Genomic DNA, 23,435 nt, shown 5'->3' with positions numbered 1-23,435 from the left:
GGTGCCCGCGCTGGTCGACCACCACTGCCACAGCGTGGTGGCGGCCGAGCTCGCCGACGACGCCCTCGCCGGGCTGCTCACCGAGTCCGACCGCCCGCCCGCGCCCGGCTGTTCCCCCTTCGACAGCGCGATCGGCCTGGCCGTACGGCGCTGGTGCCCGCCGGCCCTCGGCCTGCCCGCGCACACCCCGGCCGCCGACTACCTGGCCCGGCGGCGCGAAGTGGGCGCCGCCGAGGCCACCCGCCGGCTGCTCGCGGCCGCCGGGCTGGACACCTGCATGGTGGACACCGGGCTGACCGCCGCCGCGGGCCGCGACCTGCTGCCGCTCACCGAACTCGCCGGGGCCGCCGGGGCGGTGGTGCGCGAGGTGGTCCGGCTGGAGTCGGTGGCCGAAACGGTGGCCTGCGGCGCCGAGGAGTGGCCCCGGGCCGTCGCCGAGGCGTTGGCGACGGCCGCCGGGGGAGCCGTCGCGGTCAAGTCGGTGCTCGCCTACCGGCACGGCCTGGCCGCCCCGGCCGAACGGCCCGGGGCGGCGGCCGTGGTGGCCGCCGCCGGGGCCCGGCTGCGCGCCGGGCGCGGCCGACTGACCGATCCGGTGCTGCTGCACCACCTGCTCTGGACGGCCGTGGACGTCTGCGCCGAGCTGGGCCTGCCGCTCCAACTCCACACCGGTTTCGGCGATCCCGACCTCACCCTGCACCGCGCCGACCCGTCCCTGCTGACGGACTTCGTCCGGGCCGCCGAGCCGAGCGGTGTCCCGCTGGTGCTGCTGCACGGCTATCCGTACCACCGGCAGGCCGCCTGGCTGGCCCAGGCCTTTCCCACCGTGTACACCGACCTCGGGCTGACGGCGTCCTACACCGGGCCGCGGGTGGCGGCGGTGCTCGGCGAGATGCTGGAACTGGCGCCGTTCGGAAAACTGCTGTTCTCCACGGACGCCTACGGACTTCCCGAACTGTTCCTGGTGGGCGCCGCACAGTTCCGGCACGGACTGGGTACGCTGCTCGCCGACTGGCAGGCGGACGGCGCCTGTTCGGGCCCGGACGCCCGGCGGCTGGCACAGCTGGTCGCCGCCGACAACGCGCGCCGGCTGTACGGGCTGCGGTAACCGCCGGGCCGATTCTCGCGTACATGCCCACGACCGACAGCTCGTCGGCGAACCATCACTTTTTAACAATCTCCAGCTCTGTTGCGGCTGTTGACCAGCGGAGCGTTAACCTCCGTTGTTGGTCTAGATGTGACGATTAGATGACTACCTCTTGCGCATATCAGCGAATATTCATTAACGTCCCGACCATCCCAGCGCACCTGCCCCACGCAGTTGCCGGATGACGACTCGGGAGGGCCAACCCCAATGAGAGTTCCTCGGATCAGCCGGACCCGGTACGCGGCAGTGGGCGTCGTGCTCGCCACCGCCGGAGCCCTCGCACTCCCGGCCGGCAGCGCCGTCGCGGCCCCCAGCGGTGACCCGACGACCGGTCCGCTGATGAGCTACGTCGTCAACACCAAGGCCAACCACGGCCAGGTGCAGAAGGTGGAGAAGGCCATCGCCGGCCTGGGCGGCACCGTCGTCCAGTCCTACGAGCAGGTCGGCGTCGTGGTCGCCCGCTCGAACGACACCAAGTTCGCCGAGAAGCTCCGGCTGGCCAAGGGCGTCGACTCGGTCGGCGCCAGCCGCACCAAGGGCATCCTCGCCTCCGACCAGGGCACCGCCGAGGCCGCCGCCGAGCCGGCCGGCGCCGCCGCCGGCCAGGAGCCGTACGAGCCCAACCAGTGGGACATGCGCCAGATCGGCGTCGACAAGGCCCACAAGCTCTCGCTCGGCAGCCGCAACGTCACGGTCGGCGTGCTGGACTCCGGCATCGACGCCACCCACGAGGACCTGGCCGCCAACGTGGACGCCTCGCAGTCGGTGTCCTGCATCGACGGCAAGACCAACACCGACTGGAAGGCCTGGCAGCCGACCAGCAGCGACCACGGCACCCACGTCGCCGGCACCATCGCCGCCGCCAAGAACGGCAAGGGCATCATCGGCATAGCCCCGAACGTGAAGCTGGCCGCGGTCAAGGTCGTCGACGACGGCGGCTTCATCTACCCGGAGAACGCGGTCTGCGGCTTCGTCTGGGCCGGCGAGCACGGCTTCAAGGTGACGAACAACAGCTACTACGTCGACCCGTGGATGTTCAACTGCCCGAACGACAAGGACCAGGCCGCGATCTCCGAGGCCATCCGCAAGGCCGTCGCCTTCTCGCAGCGCAAGGGCGTCCTCAACATCGCCGCCGCGGGCAACGAGAACATCGACCTGGCGCACAAGACCACCGACGTCTCCAGCCCGGACGACACCACCCCCGGCACCCGCCCGGTCACCAACGACTGCCTGTCGCTGCCGACCGAGCTGCCCGGCGTGGTCGCGGTCTCCGCGGTCGGCGTCAACGGCGACAAGTCGTACTACTCCAGCTACGGCAAGGGCGTCGTCACCGTCGCCGCGCCGGGCGGTGACGCCCGCTACCAGATCCCGGACACCCCGGACAAGAACGGTCGCATCCTGTCGACCATCCGCGGCGGCAAGTACGGGTACATGCAGGGCACTTCGATGGCCACCCCGCACGTCACCGGCGTGGTCGCGCTGCTCGCCGGCACCTTCCCGTGGGCCAGCCCGGACGAGCTCACCGAGCTGCTGACCAACCAGGCCGAGTCCCACGCCTGCCCGACCGGCGAGTACAACCCGGGCGGCACCGGCCAGTTCAAGGCCACCTGCGAGGGCGGCGCCGACGACAACGGCTTCTACGGCGCGGGCATCATCAACGCCGAGAAGGCGGTCCAGTGGTGGCGCTGACGCGCTGCTGACCACTGAGCGCTGAGCATCGGACGACGAGCTGGGGAGCGGGGCCACGGGCCCCGCTCCCCAGCGGCGTTCCCGGCTCAGCCCTCGAAGTGGTGCTCCCAGACCGTCTCCACCGACGGCTTGCCGTGCAGGTCCGGCACCTCCTGCAGCCAGGCCGGCCGACCGGCCCGGGTGCGAGCTGCCCGCCGCAGCTCCGCCTCGCGCAGCTGCTCGGGGGTGGCGAAGCCCTCCGGCAGCCATTCCGCGGAGAGCACCGCCCGGGCGGCCAGGTGGGTGACGTAGGCGTGCCGGACGGCGTCCACCGAGTCGAAGCCGGGCTCGTCGGCCAGCCACTCGTCCGGGACCAGTGCCAGCACCTGCTCCAGCAGTTCGACCGTGACCAGCGGCCCGAGGTCCTCGTCGGCCAGTCGGACGTCCGGGGCGCAGCCGCCCAGCGCGTGGGCGCTGAGGTCGTACCGCTTGCCGACGGACGCCCCGGCGGTGGCCCAGCGGTGGTGGAAGATCAGCGCGGCGCCGTTGTCGATCAGCCAGAGCCGCCGGTGCCAGACCACCAGGTTGGGGTTGTGGACGGTCCGGTCGACGTTGCCGGTGAGGGCGTCCAGCCAGACCACCCGCCCGGCCTCGGCGGAGTCCACCGGGATCATCCCGGGCCGGTAGTCCGCGGCCCCGGGCAGCAGGTCCATCCCGAGGTTGAGGCCGGCGCTGGCCTTGAGCATGTCCTGGATCTCGGTGTCCGGTTCGTCCGCGGCCACCGCCGGATCGAAGTCCACCAGCCGCAGCTCCGGCACCCGCAGCCCGAGCCGCCGGGCCAGCTCGCCGACGATCACCTCGGCCACCAGCGCCTTGCGCCCCTGGGCGGCGCCGGTGAACTTCACCACGTACGTCCCCAGGTCGTCGGTCTCCACGACGCCCGGCACCGAGCCCCCGGCCCGCAGCGGGTCCACGTAGCGCAGCGCAGTCACCAGATCGAGCACAACCGTCACCCTATCCCTTGGGCCCGTCGGCAGGCTCCCGCCCTCCGGGCGCACGGCGGGAGCCTGCCGACGGGCCCAGGGCGTCGCGGGCGCGGCCCTGTGATTGGCTTGCCGGTGCGAACGGTACGGCGAAGCGGTACCCACCAGACGAGGAGAGCACGGCATGGGACAGGTGCAGGCCACCACCGAGCGGGTCTACGACGCGGCCCCCGAGCGGGTGTACGAGGCGCTGGCCGACTACCAGGTGACCCGCCCGAAGCTGCTGCCCGCGCAGTACAGCGAGTACGAGGTCCGGGTCGGCGGCACCGGCGCCGGCACCCAGGTGCACTGGAAGCTGCAGGCCACCGAGAAGCGGGTGCGCGACTGCCTGTTCACCGTCTCGGCGCCCTCGCCGGACCAGCTGGTGGAGAAGGACGCCAACTCCAGCATGGTGATCACCTGGACCGTCGCGGCCGCCGGCGAGGGCCGCGCCAAGGTCACCGTCACCGCCACCTGGCAGGGCGCGACCGGCATCGGCGGCTTCTTCGAGCGCACCTTCGCCCCCAAGGGCCTGAACCGGATCCACGACCAGGTGCTGGCCAACCTGGCCGACGAGGTCCGCTGACCCGGATCCCGTTCCGGATCCGCTGATCCGGATCGGTTGACCGAATCGTCCGGAGTTTCGAGCGGCTCGTCCGCCCGTACGAGCCGAAAGCCGTACGGGTGGACGGCCCGCCACCTGCGGGTGACGAGGGCCGCCCGGCGCGGGGGAGCCATCCTAGGCTCGCCGCCGTGCATATGACGATCCTTCACATTTCGCAGCCGGTGGACGGCGGAGTCGCCCGCGTCGTCGTCGATCTGGTCCGGGGGCAGCGCGAGGCCGGGCACCGGGTGCTGGTCGCCTGCCCGCGCGGCGGCCGGCTGGCCGAGGAGGCCGCCGCGGTGGGCGCGCTGGTCCAGGACTGGCCCGCCGACCGCTCGCCCGGCCCGGCCACCGCCGCCGAGGCCTGGCGGCTGCGCCGGATCGTCCGGGCGGCCGGACCGGACGTGGTCCACCTGCACAGCGCCAAGGCCGGGCTGGCCGGCCGGATGGCCGTGCGCGGCGCGGTGCCGACCGTCTTCCAACCGCACGCCTGGTCCTTCGCCGCCGTGGACGGTGCGATGGCCGCCGCCACCCTGCGCTGGGAGCGCTTCGCGAGCCGCTGGGCGCACCGGCTGCTGTGCGTCAGCGTCCAGGAGCGGGCGGACGGCGTGGCCGCCGGGGTGCACGCGGACTGGGCGGTGGTGCCCAACGGCGTGGACGTGCGCCACTACGCGCCCGCCGACCGCCGGGCCGCCCGGATCGCCCTGGGGCTGGACCTGGACGCCCCGCTCGCGGTCTGCGTCGGGCGGCTGTGCCGGCAGAAGGGCCAGGACGTGCTGCTGGCCGCCTGGCCGGAGGTGCTGCGCCGGGTGCCCCAGGCCCGGCTGGCGCTGGTCGGCGGCGGGCCGGCGGAGCAGCGGCTGGCGGAGGCCGTCCGGGAGTCGGCCGAGCCCTGCCGGATCCGGCTGGTCGGAGACGTGCCGGATCCGCGCCCGTGGCTGGCGGCGGCCGACCTGGTGGTGCTGCCCTCGCGCTGGGAGGGCATGGCGCTGGCCCCGCTGGAGGCGATGGCGGCGGCCCGGCCGGTGCTGTTGACCGACGTGCCGGGGGCCCGGGAGTGCCTGCCGCAGGCGGAGCGCGCGCGGTCGGTGGTGCCGCCCGAGGACGCGGAGGCGCTCGCCACCCGGATGGCGGAAGGGTTGTCCGATCCGATCGAGTGTGAGCGACGCGGTGCCCGGCTGCGTGACCACGTGGCCGCCCGGCATGACGTTCGTACCGTGGTCGAACAGGTGGACGCCCTGTACCGGCATCTGCTGGGGGCCGGACCGGCGGCCGGGCGGCGCCGGGCCCGTGTCCCAGAGCGGATCTGATCGTTTCACATGCCGTGAATCCCCGCCGTTCCGGCGCTGGCGCATTCGCACCCTCAACCGGATAAGGACGAGGCATCAAATCCGAAATACCTATTAATGGGCGGCTGGAATGAAACGGCAAGTCAACTTCCAGCCCACATGGCTAGGTTCGGTATTGTCGGATTTTGCCTGCTTCGCTCCGATTTCATCCCGGAAACTCGCGTCCGGGCTCTTCGCGGCCGCTTCCACGGTGACCAGCAGTTCCGCGATCAGCCCCCTCGCAGGAGAACCGAAAGCCGCCAGCGATAGCAGGTGCTGTCAGGACCGCGCCCAACGGGCCGGGACGGCCGCCCCACGCCTATCGGTGCCGGGGCACGCCACCCCGGGCACACAGCAGGGGAGTTCGTGCGCTGATGACCATTGACCACGACAGTGTGCCGCGATCCGGCGGGCCCCTGTCCGGACCGCGTCTGCCCGGCGCCGGGGTGCTCGACCGGCCGACCGGGGCGACGTACAGCCGGGCGGTGCCGTCGTCCCGGCGGCACCGCCGGGCTCCCCGGTCCCGGCTCGCCCTGCCGCTCGCGCTGGTCCAGGTCGACGCGATCGCGCTCTGCACCGCCGCCGGCGTCGCCAACCGGGCGATCGACCCCAGCGTGCCGCTCGCCCCACTGCTCGGCGTCGCCGCCGTCCTGCCCCTGCTCCTGTTGCTCTACCTGGCCGGCGGGCTCTACCGCACCCGGCTCACCCTGTCCGTCCTGGACGAACTGCCCGCCCTGGCCGTCCGGGCCGTGGTCGCCACCGCCTTCGCCGTCACCCTGGCCGGCTGCCTGGACGGCCGCTGGCCCGACTGCGGGCCGGCCACCCCGGCCCGGCTCACCGTCCTGCTCGGCGCCCAGCTGCTGATCGCCACCGTCGGCCGGGCCGTCCTCTACCACCTGGTCCGGCGGATCCGCCGGGGCCGCCCCAGCCCCGTCCTGGTGCTCGGCGCCGGGCGGCTCGGCCGCAAGGTCGCCGCCGCGCTCAGCGAGCACGGCGAGTACGGGATGCGCCCGGTGGGCTTCCTGGACGCCGACCCGCCGCTGCTCGCCGAGGACACCGACCTGCCCGTCCTGGGCGGCCGCGAGGTCCTGGAGCGCGAGGTCCGCCGACTCCGGATCCACCACGTGATCGCCACCGCCGGCGCGGCCGACGAGGCCGAGACCGCCGCCGCCCTGCGGGACGCCGTCCGGCTCGGCTGCCAGGTCTGGCTGGTGCCCGCCCTGCGCGAGTACGGCTCGCTGCCCACCGCGCCGATCGCCGGTGGGGACCACCTGTGGGGCTTCCCCTGCCTGCGGCTCGGCAGCCCGGCGATGCGCCGCCCCGGCTGGGCCGCCAAGCGCGCCCTGGACGTCACCGCCGCCGCCCTCGGTCTGCTGCTGCTCGCCCCCGTCCTGGTGCTGTGCGCCCTGGCCGTCCGCTTCGACACCGGCCCCGGGGTGCTCTTCCGCCAGCAGCGCACCGGCCTGGACGGCCGGGTCTTCACCGTGCTGAAGTTCCGCACCCTGCGCCCCAGCAACGAGCACGAGTCGGCGACCCGCTGGAACATCTCCCAGGACCACCGGATGGGCGCCGTCGGCCGCCTGCTGCGCAAGAGCTCGCTGGACGAGCTGCCGCAGCTGTGGAACGTCCTGCGCGGCGACATGAGCCTGGTCGGCCCGCGCCCCGAACGCCCGTACTTCGTCATGCGGTTCAGCCAGGCCTACCCCGAGTACGCCGACCGCCACCGGGTCCCGGTCGGCCTCACCGGCCTCGCCCAGGTCAACGGCTTGCGCGGGGACACCTCGATCGAGGAGCGGGCCCGCTTCGACAACCGCTACATCGAGAGCTGGAGCCTCTGGCAGGACGTCAAGATCCTGTGCCGCACCGCGGCTCTGATGCTCCACCCGGACGGGAGCTGACCCGGCGTGGCACTGACCCTCACGGCCCTTCCGCGGCCGGTATTACGGCGGGCCCTGCCCGCCCTCGCGGACCGGCCCAGCGTGCTGGCCGCGGCCACCGTGCTGCTGGTCTGCGTGCCCACGGGGGAGAAGGACGTCACCGCGGCCGTCCACGTCACCGCCGCCGACGTCGCCTCGCTCGCGCTGGTCGCCCTCACCGCGCTCAACCTGCTGCGCGGACGGCTGCCCGCGATCACCCGCACCACCTGCGCGCTGTTCGGCGGCATCGTGGTCGCCGCCGCCGTCGCGACGGCCGGCTCCATCGACCCGGCCACCAGCATCACCGGCTTCGTCCGGCTCACCCAGGTGTTCGTCCTGGTCCCGGCCGCCGTGCTCTGCTCGCTGCGCGACCGCACCGACCAGCGGCTCGTCCTCGGCTCCTTCGTGCTCGCCGCGCTGATCCAGGGCGTGGTCGGCGCGAACCAGTACCTCACCCGCACCGGCGCCTCCTACACCGGCCAGCCGATCCGGGCCGTCGGCACCTTCGGCGCGCTGGACATCATGGCGATGTCCACCGTGGTCGGCTACGGGCTGCTCGCCGCCCTCGCCCTGGCCCTCGGCGAACGCGGTCCCGGCGGCAGCGTCCGCCTCCGCCGGGCGATGTTCGCCGCCGCCGCCTTCCTCGCCTTCCCGCTCGCCGTCTCCTTCAGCCGCGGCAGCTGGATCGCCACCGGCGCCGCCGCCACCGTGCTGCTGCTGCGCGCCGACGCCCGGCTGCTGGTCCGCAGCGCCGTCCTGGGCCTGGCCGCCGCGGTCGTCCTGGTCGGCGGCCTCGGCCTGGGCACCTCCGGCGTCACCGAGCGGCTCAGCTCGATCGGGTCGGTCTCCGCCGCGCCCGACCAGTCCGTCTCCGACCGCTATGACCTGTGGTCCACCGCCGGGCGGATCTGGCAGGACCACCCCGTCCACGGCGCCGGACCGAAGGCCTTCCCCAAGCTGCGCGACAGCCACGCCCCGCTGCGGCTGTCCTCCGGCAGCGACGCCGCCGACTCCACCATCGGCTTCCAGCGCGAACCGCTGCTCTCCCCGCACAACATGTACTTCCTGGTGCTCAGCGAGCAGGGCCTGATCGGCATCACCGCCTACGCCGCGCTCTTCCTCGGCCTGCTGCTCGGCTGCCTGCGCAACCGCCGCGGCACCACCCTGGCCGCCCTCGCCCTGCTCACCTGGGTGCTGGTCGACTTCCTGTACGCCGACATCGGCGGCACCACCACCGTGCTGACCTCCGTCGTCCTGGGCCTGGCCGCCCGGGCCGCAGCCCAGGGGGCGGTCCGTCCCGAGCCGACCGGGCCCGCCGGTGCCGCCGCCGACGGGCGGGCGACGGCCCTGTGACCACCGACCGGCCCGCCGCCCTCGCCTCGCCCCTCCCGGCCCCGCGCAGCGTCCCCGTCCAGGCTCCCGGGCCGGACCCGGCGCCCCGGCGCGGCTTCCTCGCCAAGGCCTTCGGCATCACCGCCGTGCTCAGCGCGGCCGGCTCCGGCCTCGGCCTGCTGCGCGACCTCCTGCTGGCCCGCTACTTCGGCGCCAGCCAGGGCACCGACGCCTTCCTGGTCGCCTGGACCGTCCCGGAGACGGCCGCACCGCTGCTGATCGAGGACGCCATGTCCTTCCTCATGGTGCCCGCCTTCGCCCTCGCCCTGGTGCTGCGCGAGGAGGAGCCGGACGCCCCCGACCCGGTCCGCCACCTGGTCCGCGCCACCCTCCCCTGGCTGCTGCTCGCCCTCAGCGGGCTCGCCCTGGCCGCCGCCCTGGGCGCGCCCCAGCTGGTCGAGGTGCTCGCCCCCGGGCTGCCCGACCCGGGCCTGGCCGTGGCCTGCACCCGGATCACCGCGGTCACCGTGCTGCCCTTCGGGGTGGCCGGCTACCTGGCCGCCGCCCTGCGCGCCCACCACAGCTTCACCGCCCCGGCCGGCATCTACGTCGCCTACAACCTGGGCATCCTGGCCCTGCTGTTCGGCTTCCACGGCCTCCTCGGCGTCCGCTCCGCCGCCCTGGGCGTGGCGCTCGGCAGCCTGCTGATGGCCGGTCTGCTGGTCGGCCCGTTCCTGCGGTACCTGCGGTCCGGCCAGGCCGCCACCGGCCGCAGCCGGCGCAGCCGCAGCACACTGGTACTGATGCCGCTGGCGCTGCTGCCGGTGGCGGCCTTCACCCTGACCCGGCAGTCCCAGGTGTTCGTCGAGCGCTACCTCGGCTCGGCGCTGCCGCCCGGCACCATCTCGCACCTCAACTACGCCGCCAAGGTCTCCCAACTCGCCATGACGGCGGGCATCCTGATCTGCACCGTCACCTTCCCGCTGGTGGCCCGGGCGCTCGCGGCCGGGGACCTCGCCGCCGCCCGCGACCGGGTCGAGAAGGACCTCGGCCAGGCCGCGGCGGTGGTCCTGCTCGGCACCGCCTTCCTGATGGCCTGCGCGCCCTCGACGGTCTCGCTGCTGTTCCAGCGCGGCGCCTTCGGCCCCGGCGACACCGCCGCCACCGCCGCCGTCATCCGGGTGTACAGCTTCGGCCTGCCCGCCCAGGCGCTGATCGGCGTGATGATCCGCCCGTACTTCTCGCTGCGGCCGGTGGTCCGCCGGGCCGACGACCCGCACACCGGGGACGGCGGGCGCCGGCTGCTGGACTGGTACCCGGTCGCCGCGATGCTGCTCGGCCTCGGGGTGACCGTCACCGTCGGACTGCTCGCCACACCGCGCTTCGGCGCCCTCGGCCTGGCCGCCGGCAACGCGACCGGGATCACCACCACCGCCGCACTGCTGCTGCACGGCCTGGTGCTGCGCGGCATCCCGCTGCGGCTGCGCCGGGTGCTCGGCGGCCACGGCCGACTGGTCGGCGCCGCCGCCGGGGCCACCGTGCTGGGCGCCGCCGCCGCCGGCCTGGCCGCCGATCCGCTGCTCTCGACCCTCTCCGGGGGCCTCACCGTGGCGCTGGTCTTCGCCGTCCTGGGCACCGGGCTCGGTGCCCACGAGGTGCGCGGCCCGGTCCTCGCCGCGGCCCGGGCCGTGGGCCGCACCGGGCGTCCGCGCCCGTCAACCGTCGCCGATGAAGGGAAGTTTCCCCATGGACAGTGAACGGGGAATCGTCCGTTCAGCCCAGGCGGGGGTCACCAACGCCCCGCCCGACCGGGCACGACTGCCCAGGAGTCGCCGCCCGGCCGGCGGACCCGCGCTGCCCGGGTCCCCCTCGCCGTGGATCCTGATGTACCACTCGGTGGCGGTGGAGAAGGAGGACCCGTACCAACTCACCGTCAGCCCCGAGCGCTTCGCCGAACAGATCGCCTGGCTGCACCGGCGCGGCCGGCGCGGCGTCTCGGTCCGCGAGCTGATGCGGGCCCGCGCCCAGGGGCGGGACGACAAGCTGGTCGGCCTCACCTTCGACGACGGCTACGCGGACTTCGCCCGGTACGCCGTGCCGATTCTGCAGGCGTACGGCTTCACCGCCACCGCCTACGTGGTCGCCGACCTCCTCGGCCAGGACAACGGCTGGGACACCGAGGGTCCGCGCAAGAAGCTGCTCACCGTCGAGGAGGTCACCGAACTCGCCTCCGCGGGTTGGGAGATCGGCTCGCACGGCCTCGGTCACCAGGCGCTGCCCGGTCTGCCCGCCGAGGCCCTCGCGGTGCAGACCCGGGAGAGTCGGCGCCTGCTGGAGGAGGTCGTCGGTGGCCCGGTCACCGGCTTCTGCTACCCGTACGGCGCCGTCGACCTGCCCGCCACCGCCGCTGTGCGCGACGCCGGGTACGACTACGCCTGCGCCATCACCCACTCCCCGCTCACCGGCCGCTACGCCCTGCCCCGCTGCTACGTCGGAGACCGGGACGGCGCCTGGCGGCTGCGTGCCAAGAAGGGCCGGCACCGGTTGCGGGACGCCGTCACCGAACTGCGGCGCAGCCGCAGGGAGCGTCGGCCGTGAAGGTGCTGCACATCGTCACCGGGCTCGCCTCCGGCGGGGCCGAGCGCCAACTCCACCTGCTGCTGCGCCACCTGCCGCCGCACCAGCGCTGCGAGGTGCTCGCGCTGACCAACCCCGGCACGGTCGCCGACGCGCTGCGCGCCGACGGCGTGACCGTCCACCACCTCGGCATGCGCGGCAACCGGGACCTCGGGGCGCTGCCCCGGCTGGTCCGGCTGGTCCGGGCCGGCCGCTACGACCTGGTGCACACCCACCTCTACCGGGCGCAGCTGTACGGTCGGCTGGCCGCGCGGCTCGCCGGGGTGCGGGCGGTGGTCTCCACCGAGCACTCGCTGCATGCCGGGGTGATCGAGGGCCGGCCGGTCACCCGGGGCGTCAAGGGCCTGTACCTGGCGGCCGAACGGCTCGGCAGCACCACTGTCGCGGTCTCCCGACAGGTCTCCCAGACCCTGCGCTCCTGGGGTGTCCCGCCGGCCCGGATCGAGCTGATCCCCAACGGCATCGACACCGCCGGCTACCGGCGCCCGCCCGCCGAGCGGGCCGCCGCCCGCCGCCGGATCCGGGCCGAACTCGGCCTGCCGGACAGCAGTTGGGTGGTCGGCGGGGTCGGCCGGCTGGTTCCCGGCAAGCGCTTCGAGGTGCTGCTGGAGGCGCTCGTCGACCTCGATCGGGGGACCAGGCTGATGCTGGTCGGCGAGGGTCCCGAGCGGGCCGGACTGGAGCGCCGGGCGGCCGAACTCGGCCTCCGGGACAGGCTGGTGCTCACCGGCGAGCGCGACGACGTCCCCGACCTGCTGGCCGCCATGGACGTGCTGGCCGCGCCGTCCACCGCGGAGACCTTCGGCCTCGGCGTGCTGGAGGGCCTCGCGGCCGGGCTGCCGGTGCGGCACAGCGCCTGCCCGGCGCTGGACGAACTTCCGCCCAGCGCCGCCCCGCAGGCCCGCCGGATCCCCTCCGAGCCCGCCGCGTACGCCGCCGCGCTGCGCGACCTGCGACAGCTGAGCGGCCACACCGCCGACCCGCTGCCGCACCCCCCGGCCGTCGGCCACTACGACATCGCCCGGGTCGCCGCCGACCTGGGCGCCCTCTACGACCGGCTGGCCCGCGTCTGACCGCCCGCCGCCGGAACCGCCGTACCAGACCCAAGGAGCCACACCCATGACCACACCGCGCCGAAGCGCCCGCCACCTGGTCCGCCGCTGGTGGCCGGTGGCGCTCGCGGTGCCGCTGGGCGCCGCGGCCGGCGCCGGGTACGCCGTCGTCTCGCACCCCTCGTACTCCGCCACCGCCTACGTCCTCGTGGTGCCGCAGAACCCGGGGGAGGCGTCGACCGCGACCAACTTCGCCCAGGCGTACGGGCGGCTCGCGGGCCAGCCGCAGGTGCTCGCGGTCGCTGCCGCCGAGACCGGCCGCACCCGGTCCGAGCTGGAGGCCCAGGTGGCCGGGACGACCTCCCCGGACGCCCCGATGATCGAGATCACCGGGACCGGCCGGCGCGCCCAGGAGGCCGCCCAGACCGCCGACGCGGTGGCCCGCTCGCTGGTCGCCTTCGCCAACACCAGCAGCAAGGACACCAACGTCCGGCTGGTGACGCTGGCCCCGGCCGCCGAGCCGGACAAGCCGACCACGCCCTCCGCCAAGCTGGACGTCGCGGTCGGTGCCGCGGCCGGGCTGCTGCTCGGGTCGCTGGTGCTGATGACCCGTCGGCGCGGCGGCGCGGAGACCGCGGCGGTGCCGGTGGCGGCGGCCCCCGAACCGAGCGGGCCGAGCGGGGCCGAGGCCGCCGTGGAGACCGCGGCGAGCGTGGCGTGCGCGGCCCCGGCCACGCCCCGCCCGCGCAGTGAGGAGCCGGGCGGCAAGGCCCGGCCGAAGAACGAGCCGAAGGCCGGTGCGACGGCCGAGCCGAGGACGGACCCGAAGACCGAGCCGAGGACGGACGCGAAGACCGAGCCGAGGACGGACCCGAAGACCGAGCCGAAGACGGACGCGAAGACCGAGCCGAAGGCCGACCCGAAGGCCGGGACCGGGGCCGAGCCCAAGCCCCTGACCAAGGAGAAGAGCGCCTCCGGGAGCGGACGATGAGCACCGAGACCCGCGCCGCCGGCCTCCCGGCCCAGTCGGCCGCGCCCGTCTGGACCACCGAGCTGCGGCGCGAGGACGACGCCCTGGACACCGTCGCCGAGGAGTGGGACGAGCTGGCCGCCCGGTGCCGCACCGCCACCTTCTTCCAGGCCGCCGCCTGGCAGTGCTCCTGGTGGCGCCACTACGGCCGCCCCGGCGCGCTGGTGCTGGTGCTGGTCCGCCGGGACGGCCGGCTGGTCGGCGCCGGCGCGTTCATGCGGCGCGGCGGCCCGTTCGGCGGCCTCACCGGCCTCGGGGCCGGGCTGGTCGACTACGGCGACGTCCTGCTGGACGACGACTGTGCCGACCGGGCCGCCGCCGAGTTCGCCGCAGCCCTCCCGCTGACCCGCCCCTGGCACTGGCTGGAGCTGCGCGAGGTGCACCCCGAGGCGGCGGTCCAGCGGGTGTACGAGCACTGGCGCGGGGCCCGCCGCCGCTACCAGGACTCGCTCTGCCAGTACCTCCCGGCCGTTCCGATGGAGCGGCTGCTCAAGCGGGTGCCCGGCAAGACCGCCCAGCGCAGCCGGGTGAAGCTGCGCAAGATCGCCGAGGCCGGGGTGCGGGTCCGCAGCACGCCGGTGGACGAGGTGCCGGCCGCGCTGGAGGGGCTGCTGCGGCTGCACTTCCTGCAGTGGCAGGAGCGCGGGGTCACCGCCGAGCACCGCACCGAGCGCTTCGCCCGGCACCTGACCGAGTCCACCACCGGCCTGGTCGCCACCGGCCGGGCGGCCGTCCACCAGTTCCACCTGGACGGAGAGCTGGTCGCGGTCAACCTGCTGCTGCTCTGCCCCTCCTTCGGCGGGCTGTACCTGTACGGCGCGCACCCGGTGCTGCGCGAGCGGCTGGACATCGCCGGGCTGCTGTTCAGTGCCGCCCTGGACGAGACGGTCGGCGCGGGCATCCCGGTGCTCGGCCTGCTACGCGGCCAGGAACCGTACAAGCAGCGCTGGCGGCCGGACCGGCTACCCAACCAGCGCCTGCTGCTGGGCCCGGCGGGTGCGGCCCCGGCGGCCGCCGCCAGGGCCGGCGCGGTGCTCGCCCGGCAGGCGGCGGCGCACCAGCTGCGCACCCGCTTCCCCCGGCTCAAGGAGGCCCTGCTGGCCCGCCGCCGGGCCTGACGCCCGGTCGTGGCCCGGCGGTCAGCGCCGTGACGGGGTGCCGGTCGCGGACGGGGCGGGCGACGTACCGGCCGAGGGGCTCGCCGTCGCGCCGGGCGGGGTCGGTACGGCGGGGACGCTCGGTACCACCGGTACCACCGGTACCACCGGCACGATCGGGGTCGGGGGCACCGTCGGCACCGCCGTCGGCGCCCCCGCCGAACCGGCCATCAGCTGCTTGAACGCCGCCGCCGAGCGCGGATTGCTCCGGCACTGGAAGAAGCCGTGCGGGCAGTAGTCGGTGACGGTCTGGTAGGCGGTGTCGTGGGTGCGCATCCAGTCGACCATCCGCCGGACGAACTCGGGATTGTCGCCGTTGCGGAACAGCCCCCACTCCGGGTACGAGACCGGCTTGCCGCGCTTGGCCGCGAACTCCACCTGGTCCTGGAGGCCGTACGGCTCGCGCACGTAGTCGTCGAAGGTGCTCCCGGCCGGCTGGTCGTAGCTGTCCATGCCGATGATGTCGACCACGTCGTCGCCGGGGTAGCACTTGGTCCACGGGATGGCGTCCAGGCCCCGGTTGGGAGTGAAGTCGAAGCGGAACCGCTGCCCGGGCACCGAGCGCATCACCCCGACGATCCGGCGCCAGTACGCCTTCCACGCCGTCGGGTCGGGCTTGCAGCGGTGGGTGTAGGTGACGCCGTTCATCTCCCAGCCGAGGGTGATCACGGTGTCCGCGCCGCCGAGTGCCACCAGCCGGCGGGCGAGTCGGAGGAAGTGGCTGTCGAAGTCCCCGCGCGCGCCCCGGCCGAGCAGCTTGGCGACCTCGCCGTCCGGCACGTTCGCCTCGTTGGGCACCAGCATCGGCACCCCGAGCACCAGCTGCCGGGACGGGTCGGCCAGCCGCCACTGCGACCACAGGCCGAGCACCACCGGCTCGCCCTCGATGTCCGCCCAGCCGTTGCCGGCCAGGTAGGTGTGGCCGACCTGCAGGTTGGCGTTGCCCAGCCACTGGGCGTACTTGCCGATCTGCGGGATGTAGTCGTCCCAGGAGCCGACGAAGGCGCCGAACGGGGGCTCGTGCTGGGGCCGCTGGACGGGCGGGCGGGGGGCCGCGCCGCGCGGCTCGAAGGCGTCCGAGGAGAGGCTGTGCCGGTCGGTCTGGCTGAGCGGCGTCCCGGCCGGGACGCTGGCCGTGGCCATCAGCAGCAGAGCGGCGGCGGCCAGCGTCAGGCGGCCGATGCGCATGGTCTCTCCTCGGACGTCGCGGGAGCGGGGCGGGCGGTGACGACGTCGACGGACGGTCGCGCCACGCTCGCCGACAGTAGGCCCGGCAGGGGAGGGAGAAGCCGAATGTCACCCTAAAGTGGGCGATATTCGAACGCCGTCTGCCGCAACCCCCGTCCGGCCCGGCCCCGTGTATCAGCTCTGTAACGGTCCGGCGGGGCTGACGGCGCCCGTCGCGGAGGGCTCCGCCGATCGGCCGGGGGGCCGACGGCGCAGGTGGGCGGGCGGGCGTACGGGACGGACGCGCACCGTCCGGCGTGCGATGGCCGGGACTCCCGGGCGGCGATTCCGGGCTGACTCGCGCGGCCGGCGAAAGGTACGCTCCGGCCGTGTCCTGGAAGCCGCCGCGCGTACTCACCCCCCGGTCGATCCTGCCTGCCCTGGCGGTGATGCTGGTCCTTGCGGCCGGTGCGGCGGCGCACGCGAACAAGCCGGTGCCGTTCGGCGACCGGGTGGCGGGGCCGGGCGACGCGGAGGCGACGCCGGTGAACTCGCAGTCGGTCAGCTCGGCCGACCTGGACCTCAAGGTGGTCGGCCCCGGCCTGGAGGCGTACCACAAGCAGACCGGCGAGCGGGCCTGGTCGTACCGCCGGGAGGGCGCCGAGGCGCTCTACCTGGCGATGGCCGGGGACAACGCGATCGTGGTCTGGGACGACGGCCTGGTCACCTCGGTGCGCCCGGGCGACCACGAGGTGCGCTGGCACCGCGCCGTGCCGGGCCTCGCGGACTACCTGCGCGCCGACGGCGAGCCGGGCGCGGACAAGCGCACCGACGCCCAGCGCAAGGAGACCGCCGTCCAGCGGGCCGCGGCCGCGCTGCACACCGTCCAGCGGGACGGCTCGCCCTGGCTGGCCGTGGTGACGCCCAGCCTGACCATGGGCCTGCGTGACGTCGACGGCGACCTGCGGTACAACGACCGGCCGTCCAACGGCTGCCTCTTCGACCCGCTGCGCACCGTGCACACGGGCTACGCCGTGCTCATCCCGCGCACCTGCACCAACGGCAGCGGGGTGCCCGTCTCCGGCGGCATCACCGGCTACCGGCTGGACAGCAACGGCTGGTCGATGATCACCGGGCCGACGGCGACGGTGAAGGTGCTGGACAACAGCCGGGTGGAGATCGCCGACGGCCCGATCGTGCCGCCCAAGGTCTTCGACACGAAGGCGGCCGCACCCGAGACGGCCTGCGCCAACCCGGACGCGCCGTTCGCGGCGGTCCGGCCGAAGGACGGCTGCACCGACCCGTCGGCGAGTCCGACGACGGCCCCCGCCGCCCCGGTGGACCCGGCCGCCCAGACGGCCGCGACGGCCTCCGCGGGCGACCAGACGGCGCCCCAGCAGTAGCGGAGGGCCCGCGGGTACCCCAGGGCGGTACGCCCCCGGGGCGTTCCGCGTGGCCCGGTAGACTGGCCGTCATGGCTATCTTCTCCGGGCAATAGCGGGCGGCGGCGCCGAGTTCCACCGCGCCGACCGCCGATGAAGCCCCGTTCCCGCTTCCCGCCCGGGCCCGTACCCGGCCGCCCGCCCACGTCCCAGGAGTAGTTCCAGCCATGATTTCCGCCAACGCCCTAGAGCTGCGCGCCGGTGCCCGGATCCTGATCGAGTCCGCGAACTTCAAGGTCGCCGCCGGCGACCGGATCGGTCTGGTCGGGCGCAACGGCGCCGGCAAGACCACGCTCACCAAGGTGCTGGCCGGCGAGGGACTGCCCGCCGCCGGTACCGTCACCCGTTCGGGCGAGGTCGGCTACCTCCCGCAGGACCCGCGCACCGGTGACCTGGACGTCCTCGCCAAGGACCGCATCCTCTCCGCCCGCGGCCTCGACACCGTGCTGAAGAAGATGCGCGAGAACGAGGAGCGGATGGCCAACGGCAAGGGCGCCACCCGGGACAACGCGATGAAGAAGTACGCGCGCCTGGAGACCGAGTTCCTCACCAAGGGCGGGTACGCCGCCGAGGCCGAGGCCGCCACCATCGCCGCCGCGCTGGGACTGCCGGACCGCATCCTCGGGCAGCCGCTGCACACCCTCTCCGGCGGTCAGCGCCGCCGCGTCGAGCTCGCCCGGATCCTGTTCTCGGACTCCGACGTGCTGCTGCTCGACGAGCCCACCAACCACCTGGACGCGGACTCGATCGTCTGGCTGCGGGACTTCCTCAAGACGTACCGGGGCGGCTTCATCGTCATCTCGCACGACGTCGACCTGGTCGAGACGGTCGTCAACAAGGTCTTCTACCTGGACGCCAACCGCTCCGCGATCGACGTCTACAACATGGGCTGGAAGCAGTACCAGCAGCAGCGCGAGGACGACGAGAAGCGCCGCAAGCGCGAGCGGGCGAACGCCGAGAAGAAGGCCGCCACCCTGAACGCCCAGGCCGACAAGATGCGCGCCAAGGCCACCAAGACGGTCGCGGCGCAGAACATGGCCCGCCGCGCCGACAAGCTGCTCTCCGGGCTGGAGCAGGTCCGGATGAACGACAAGGTCGCCAAGCTGCGCTTCCCGGACCCGGCCCCCTGCGGCAAGACCCCGCTGACGGCCAGCGGCCTGTCCAAGTCCTACGGCTCGCTGGAGATCTTCACCGACGTCGACCTGGCGATCGACCGGGGCTCCCGGGTCGTCGTGCTGGGCTTCAACGGCGCCGGCAAGACCACCCTGCTGCGGATGCTGGCCGGGGTGGAGGCGCCGGACACCGGCGAGGTGATCCCGGGCCACGGCCTGAAGATCGGCTACTACGCCCAGGAGCACGAGACGCTCGACCCGGACCGAAGCGTCCTGGAGAACATGCGCTCGGCCGCGCCGGACACCGACCTCGTCCAGATCCGCAAGATCCTCGGGTCCTTCCTGTTCTCCGGCGACGACGTGGACAAGCCGGCCGGGGTGCTCTCCGGTGGCGAGAAGACCCGACTGGCCCTGGCCACCCTGGTGGTCTCCTCCGCCAACGTGCTGCTGCTGGACGAGCCCACCAACAACCTCGACCCGGCCAGCCGCGAGGAGATCCTGGGCGCGCTGCGCGAGTTCTCCGGCGCGGTCGTGCTGGTCACCCATGACGAGGGCGCGGTCGAGGCGCTCGACCCGGAGCGGATCATCCTGCTGCCGGACGGGGTCGAGGACCTGTGGAACCCGTCGTACGCCGATCTGGTCTCGTTGGCCTGACCGGAAGTAGACGCCGCCTCCGCTTTTCGGACCAGAAAATCTAGTCCTTTCGGCGTGTCCGGGAATGAAGAAGACCCGGATTCCGTTTAAGCACTTCCCGTCGGCCCGCCACTTGATCGTGGTCGGGCCGACGCTGCTGATCAGCTCTTTCTCGGCATCCGGCGGCATCGGCCCGGGGGCGTGCACTCTGCGTGAGCGCCCTGGTGCGCTCGGATCACCACCGCAGGACCACGCATTTGCGACATCGACCTTGTCGAATGGGTGGCCAGGACGCGGTGGATGGGTGATCATGGGAATCTGACCGAGCAACGCTACGAGGAGGCACGGGTGGCCGAGACTCTGAAAAAGGGCAGCCGGGTGACCGGTGCCGCGCGTGAGAAGCTCGCGGCCGATCTCAAGAAGAAGTACGACTCCGGGGCGAGCATTCGCGCTCTCGCGGAGGAGACCGGTCGTTCGTACGGCTTCGTGCACCGGATGCTGAGCGAGTCCGGAGTAATCCTCCGGGGCCGCGGTGGTGCCACGCGGGGCAAGAACAAGGCGACTGCCGGAGCCGGTTCCTGACGGTCCGTCAGCTCTGAGCTGGATGGCGCGGCGGCAGGGCGCCGGCCGAGGAGACGACAGCTGACCGCAGCTGGGCGTCCGCCCTCGGGTCGAGCGGACCGGCCGCCGATCGTCATGTCCGGACCGGGGCCCCCGTGCCCGTTCCGATCTTTCCGGGCCGGGGCCTGCCCGTCCGCGCCCAGGTTTGTTACTCTCCGGTAGCCACGTCCCCCGCCACCGGAGGTTCCCGCATGACCGCCCCCGCCATCGACCCGCAGGCCCCGAGCTGGGAGCGGGACGGCGTCCGGCTGGAGATCGACGGCGAGCTCGCCGTCGTCACCCTCTGTCAGCCCAAGCGGCGCAACGCCCAGTCGCCCGCGCTCTGGCGCGCCCTCGCCCAGGCCGGCCGTGAGCTGCCCGGCACCGTGCGGGTCGTGCTGCTGCGCGCCGAAGGGGTGTCCTTCTCGGCCGGCCTGGACCGGGCCATGTTCACTCCCGAGGGCATCCCCGGTGAGCCCACCTTCCTGCAGCTGGCCGGCTCCGCCGACCAGGAGCTGGACGACGCCATCGCCGCCTACCAGGAGGCCTTCACCTGGTGGCGCCGTGCCGACCTGGTCACCATCGCCGTCGTCCAGGGCCATGCCGTCGGCGCGGGCTTCCAGCTCGCCCTCGGCTGCGACCTGCGGGTGGTCGCCGACGACGTGCAGTTCGCGATGAAGGAGACCTCGCTCGGACTCGTCCCCGACCTGGCCGGAACCAAGCCGCTGGTCGAACTCGTCGGCTACGCCCGGGCGCTGGAGATCTGCGCGACCGGCCGCTGGGTCGGTGCGGAGGAGGCCGTCGCGACCGGGCTGGCCAACCTGGCCGTGCCCGGCGCCGAGCTGGACGCCGCCGCCCGGGACCTCGCCGCCGCGCTGCTGGCCGCGCCGCGCGGGGCCGTGATCGAGACCAAGGCGCTGCTGCAGGGAGCCTCCGGACGGTCGTACGACGAGCAGCGTTCGGCCGAACGGGCGGCCCAGGCCCGACGGCTGCGGGAACTCGCCGGAATCGGCGACTGACCTCCGCGTCTCCGCCCGGAGGCCCGGCCCAGGGGAAAGCCCCGGGGCCGGGCCTCCGGCGTTCCCGTGGGTGCGCTCGGCGGGCGGGGTCCGTGGCGAAATGCCAGAGTTGGGGAGGTTTGCGATATAGCTGGAGCCGCTACGAGGGAGATGCGCCCCATGCCTGACACTCCGACGCCCGCGACCATGCACAAGAACCCCGGCGGTGCGCCGACGCCCGGCCCGCACACCGGTGCCAGGCCCGCCTCCGGCGCGGGCGGGGAGGGCGGTCGGCCGCCCGCCGAGCGCGGCCGTACGGCGCTGGCGGTAGGCGTGGTGGAGAAGATCGCCGGGATGGCCGCCCGAGAGGTCACCGGCATCCACGCGCTGGGCTCCGGCCTGGCCCGTACCTTCGGCGCGATGCGGGACCGGGTGCCCGGCGGCAAGTCCAGCATCGGGCGCGGGATCAAGGCCGAGGTCGGCGAGAAGCAGACCGCCATCGACATCGCCCTGGTGGTCGAGTACGGCGTGGTGATCCCCGAACTCGCCCGCCAGGTACGGGAGAACATCATCGACGCGGTCGAGCGGATGACCGGCCTGGAGGTCGTCGAGGTCAACATCGCGGTCAACGACGTCCACCTCCCGGACGAACCGGAGTTCGAGGAGGAAGAGGAACCGGTGCCGGCACCGGGGCAGCGGCCCAAGCTCAAGTAGCACCCGGCCGCGGGGCCGCCCGGGGCTTTCGGCGCCGGCTTCCGGCGGAGGACGAGGGAGTAGCGGATGAACCTGGCCATCGTCGGCCTGGTGGTGGGCATGGCCCTCGGCTTCGCCGGGTACTTCGGCGGGTTCGCGGCGTTCCTGCTGGTGGCGGCGCTCGGACTGGTCGGCTTCGTGGCAGGGCGACTGCTGGAGGGTGACATCGACCTCGGCGACCTCGGGGACCTGCTCCGCGGCCGCGACCGGCGGCACTGATGGGGGCCGTCGTCCCGGCCCCCGCCCCTGCCCCCGGTGCCGCGCGCCGGGGGCGGTTGCGGGTCGCCGACCGGGTGTACGAGCGGATCGCCGCGCAGGCGGCCCGGGAGGTGCTCGCCCAGGCCTGGGCCGGACGGTCGGTGAAGGGGGCGCCGCCCCGGGTGTCGGTGGCCCGGCCGGGCAGCACCGTGACCGTCCGGGTGGCCGTCGAGCTGCCCTTCCCCGCCGACCTCGCGGGCCTCGCCCGGGGCGTACGGGACCGGGTGGCGGCGCAGGTGGTCGGGCTGACCGGGACGAAGGTGTCCGAAGTGGTCGTGGTGGTCGAGAAGTTGGTCGCCGGGGGAGCGAGGTGAGTACGGACCTGGAGGCCCCCGGACCGGTGGCGGCCGAGCGGCCGGGCAAGGTGCCCCGGCTGCGGGCGGGGCGGGCGGCCACGGCGGCGCTGGTCGCCACGGTGGTGCTGGTGGTGGCCGGGGCGCTGCTGTACGACACGGTCGCGGTGCGGGCCGGGCAGCCGGCCCGGCGGTGGCGGGCGCAGATCGCCGACGAGCTGGCCACGCGGCACCTGGACGACCTGTGGGTGCTGGTGGGGGCCGGGGTGTCGGCCCTCGCCGGGGGGTGGCTGCTGTGGCTGGCGTTCGCGCCCGGGCTGCGGCGGTGGCTGGTGCTGCGGCCGTACGGGGGGACGGCAGCGGCGATCGAGCGGGCCGGGATCGGGCACCTGCTGGCGGACCGGGCCGCCGGGCTGGACGGCGTCGACCGGCTGCGGATCCGGGTCGGGCGGCGGCGGGTGCGGGTGTCGGTGAACGGGCCGGTGGATCCGGCGGCGGTGCAGCGGCAACTGCGCGAGGAACTGGCGCGGGTCGGGCTGGCTCGGCCGCTGCGGCTGGACGTGCGGTCCTGGCGCGGGTCGGCCGGTGTGGTGGCGGACGGCGCGGTGGCCGACGGTGGGCCGGAACGGGCGGGGGAGGCGTCGGAATGAGGCGGACGGTCGTCAACCGGGTGCTGCTGGGGCTGGTGGGCGCGGTGCTGCTGGGCGTCGGGGTGCTGGTGCTGGCGGGCGGGCTGGACCTGTACCGGCGGCTCGGGGTCCACCCGCCGGGCTGGTGGCCGCTGACCTCCCCGGACCAGCCGGTGGTCAGTGCGCGCTCCCGGGGGCGCTGGGTCGGCTCCTCGTGGTGGTGGCCGACGGTGATCGGCGGGCTCTCGGTGCTGGTCCTCGGGATGGCCTGGTGGCTGGTGGCCCAGCTGCGGCGGACCGGGCTGGCCCACATCGCGGTGCCGACGCCCGGGGTGGGCGGACTGCGGATGCGGGTGAACTCGCGGGCGCTGGAGGAGGCACTGGAGCACGGCACGGCGGTGCTGCCGGAGGTCGAGCGGGCGGGGGTGCGGCTGGTGAGGGCACCCGGGCATCCGCGGCTGCGCGGCGCCGTGCGGCTGACACCGGGCGGGGACCCGGTCGGGCTGGTGGAGCACTTCGAGGACGGGCCGCGGGCGGACGCCGTACGGAGCCTGGGACTGGCGGAGCTGCCCGCCGACCTGCGGATCCGGGTGCTGCAGGAGGCCCCCGCCGGGCGGCGGCGCCGCGGCCGGCGGGAGCGTCGTCAGCTGGAGTAGG

22 protein-coding genes are annotated in these 23,435 nt (G+C 74.4%); 20 read left to right on the top strand and 2 right to left on the bottom strand.

The window, feature by feature from the left end:
• The first annotated feature begins 1 nt into the window (after position 1).
• Both ACFWIS_RS25660 and ACFWIS_RS25655 read left to right on the top strand, forming a co-directional pair.
• Positions 2-1,108 (top strand): amidohydrolase family protein, encoded by a 1,107-nt coding sequence (locus tag ACFWIS_RS25660; protein WP_380457624.1) that lies wholly within the window; start codon positions 2-4, stop codon positions 1,106-1,108.
• Between the two features lie 246 nt (positions 1,109-1,354).
• Positions 1,355-2,836, top strand: coding sequence for a S8 family serine peptidase (locus ACFWIS_RS25655; RefSeq protein ID WP_380457625.1), 1,482 nt, complete (start codon positions 1,355-1,357; stop codon positions 2,834-2,836).
• 86 nt (positions 2,837-2,922) lie between these two features.
• On the opposite strand, the gene ACFWIS_RS25650 is transcribed toward ACFWIS_RS25655, so the two are convergent.
• Positions 2,923-3,819: a HipA family kinase gene (locus ACFWIS_RS25650; RefSeq protein ID WP_380457627.1), complete on the bottom strand. Its 897-nt coding sequence runs from the start codon at positions 3,817-3,819 to the stop codon at positions 2,923-2,925.
• Between the two features lie 163 nt (positions 3,820-3,982).
• On the opposite strand from ACFWIS_RS25650, the gene ACFWIS_RS25645 reads away from it, so the two are divergent.
• From ACFWIS_RS25645 to ACFWIS_RS25605, 9 genes are all read left to right on the top strand, one after another.
• Positions 3,983-4,423, top strand: coding sequence for an SRPBCC family protein (locus tag ACFWIS_RS25645; protein WP_380457629.1), 441 nt, complete (start codon positions 3,983-3,985; stop codon positions 4,421-4,423).
• A 173-nt stretch (positions 4,424-4,596) separates the two neighbouring features.
• Positions 4,597-5,751: a glycosyltransferase gene (locus tag ACFWIS_RS25640; protein WP_380457631.1), complete on the top strand. Its 1,155-nt coding sequence runs from the start codon at positions 4,597-4,599 to the stop codon at positions 5,749-5,751.
• 392 nt (positions 5,752-6,143) lie between these two features.
• Positions 6,144-7,667: a sugar transferase gene (locus ACFWIS_RS25635; RefSeq protein WP_380457633.1), complete on the top strand. Its 1,524-nt coding sequence runs from the start codon at positions 6,144-6,146 to the stop codon at positions 7,665-7,667.
• Positions 7,668-7,748: 81 nt separating this feature from the next.
• A complete protein-coding gene (locus ACFWIS_RS25630; RefSeq protein WP_380457635.1) occupies positions 7,749-9,038 on the top strand; it encodes an O-antigen ligase family protein in 1,290 nt (429 codons plus the stop codon).
• Complete coding sequence (gene murJ / locus ACFWIS_RS25625; protein ID WP_380457637.1) at positions 9,035-10,774, top strand: murein biosynthesis integral membrane protein MurJ; 1,740 nt, start codon at positions 9,035-9,037, stop codon at positions 10,772-10,774. The genes ACFWIS_RS25630 and murJ overlap by 4 nt, the downstream gene beginning before the upstream one ends.
• Positions 10,764-11,615, top strand: coding sequence for a polysaccharide deacetylase family protein (locus tag ACFWIS_RS25620; protein ID WP_380457639.1), 852 nt, complete (start codon positions 10,764-10,766; stop codon positions 11,613-11,615). The genes murJ and ACFWIS_RS25620 overlap by 11 nt, the downstream gene beginning before the upstream one ends.
• Complete coding sequence (locus tag ACFWIS_RS25615; protein WP_380457641.1) at positions 11,612-12,727, top strand: glycosyltransferase; 1,116 nt, start codon at positions 11,612-11,614, stop codon at positions 12,725-12,727. The genes ACFWIS_RS25620 and ACFWIS_RS25615 overlap by 4 nt, the downstream gene beginning before the upstream one ends.
• Positions 12,728-12,773: 46 nt before the next feature.
• The gene (locus tag ACFWIS_RS25610) at positions 12,774-13,697 is read left to right on the top strand and encodes a Wzz/FepE/Etk N-terminal domain-containing protein (protein ID WP_380457643.1); all 924 of its coding nucleotides are present in this window, start codon (positions 12,774-12,776) and stop codon (positions 13,695-13,697) included.
• A complete protein-coding gene (locus ACFWIS_RS25605) occupies positions 13,694-14,854 on the top strand; it encodes a GNAT family N-acetyltransferase (RefSeq protein WP_380457645.1) in 1,161 nt (386 codons plus the stop codon). The genes ACFWIS_RS25610 and ACFWIS_RS25605 overlap by 4 nt, the downstream gene beginning before the upstream one ends.
• Positions 14,855-14,875: 21 nt before the next feature.
• Here the strand turns inward: ACFWIS_RS25605 and ACFWIS_RS25600 are convergent, their stop codons facing one another.
• Entirely contained in the window at positions 14,876-16,081 is a 1,206-nt protein-coding gene (locus ACFWIS_RS25600; RefSeq protein WP_380457647.1) for a glycoside hydrolase family 26 protein, read from the bottom strand.
• Positions 16,082-16,449: 368 nt separating this feature from the next.
• Between ACFWIS_RS25600 and ACFWIS_RS25595 the strand changes: the two genes are divergently transcribed.
• The 9 genes from ACFWIS_RS25595 (at position 16,450) to ACFWIS_RS25555 (ending at position 23,434) form a co-directional block, all read left to right on the top strand.
• Positions 16,450-17,463: a hypothetical protein gene (locus tag ACFWIS_RS25595; protein WP_380457648.1), complete on the top strand. Its 1,014-nt coding sequence runs from the start codon at positions 16,450-16,452 to the stop codon at positions 17,461-17,463.
• Positions 17,464-17,669: 206 nt separating this feature from the next.
• Positions 17,670-19,268 (top strand): ABC-F family ATP-binding cassette domain-containing protein, encoded by a 1,599-nt coding sequence (locus ACFWIS_RS25590; RefSeq protein WP_380457650.1) that lies wholly within the window; start codon positions 17,670-17,672, stop codon positions 19,266-19,268.
• A 327-nt stretch (positions 19,269-19,595) separates the two neighbouring features.
• Positions 19,596-19,829, top strand: a complete 234-nt coding sequence (locus ACFWIS_RS25585) for a helix-turn-helix domain-containing protein (RefSeq protein WP_030059940.1) — start codon at positions 19,596-19,598, stop codon at positions 19,827-19,829.
• 230 nt (positions 19,830-20,059) lie between these two features.
• Positions 20,060-20,866, top strand: a complete 807-nt coding sequence (locus ACFWIS_RS25580) for an enoyl-CoA hydratase/isomerase family protein (RefSeq protein WP_380457652.1) — start codon at positions 20,060-20,062, stop codon at positions 20,864-20,866.
• A 186-nt stretch (positions 20,867-21,052) separates the two neighbouring features.
• On the top strand, positions 21,053-21,559 hold the full coding sequence (locus tag ACFWIS_RS25575) for an Asp23/Gls24 family envelope stress response protein (RefSeq protein ID WP_380457724.1): 507 nt from the start codon (positions 21,053-21,055) through the stop codon (positions 21,557-21,559).
• A gap of 66 nt (positions 21,560-21,625) precedes the next feature.
• Entirely contained in the window at positions 21,626-21,817 is a 192-nt protein-coding gene (locus ACFWIS_RS25570; RefSeq protein ID WP_380457654.1) for a hypothetical protein, read from the top strand.
• On the top strand, positions 21,817-22,170 hold the full coding sequence (locus tag ACFWIS_RS25565; RefSeq protein WP_380457656.1) for a hypothetical protein: 354 nt from the start codon (positions 21,817-21,819) through the stop codon (positions 22,168-22,170). Before ACFWIS_RS25570 ends, ACFWIS_RS25565 begins: the two co-directional genes overlap by 1 nt.
• A complete protein-coding gene (locus ACFWIS_RS25560; RefSeq protein ID WP_380457658.1) occupies positions 22,167-22,799 on the top strand; it encodes a DUF6286 domain-containing protein in 633 nt (210 codons plus the stop codon). The genes ACFWIS_RS25565 and ACFWIS_RS25560 overlap by 4 nt, the downstream gene beginning before the upstream one ends.
• Positions 22,796-23,434: an alkaline shock response membrane anchor protein AmaP gene (locus tag ACFWIS_RS25555; protein ID WP_380457659.1), complete on the top strand. Its 639-nt coding sequence runs from the start codon at positions 22,796-22,798 to the stop codon at positions 23,432-23,434. Before ACFWIS_RS25560 ends, ACFWIS_RS25555 begins: the two co-directional genes overlap by 4 nt.
• Position 23,435: the final 1 nt, after the last annotated feature.

Source organism: Kitasatospora sp. NPDC127060, assembly GCF_042724935.1.
In the GTDB taxonomy this organism is placed as follows: domain Bacteria; phylum Actinomycetota; class Actinomycetes; order Streptomycetales; family Streptomycetaceae; genus Kitasatospora.
This window is presented reverse-complemented; position numbering and strand designations above follow the sequence as displayed.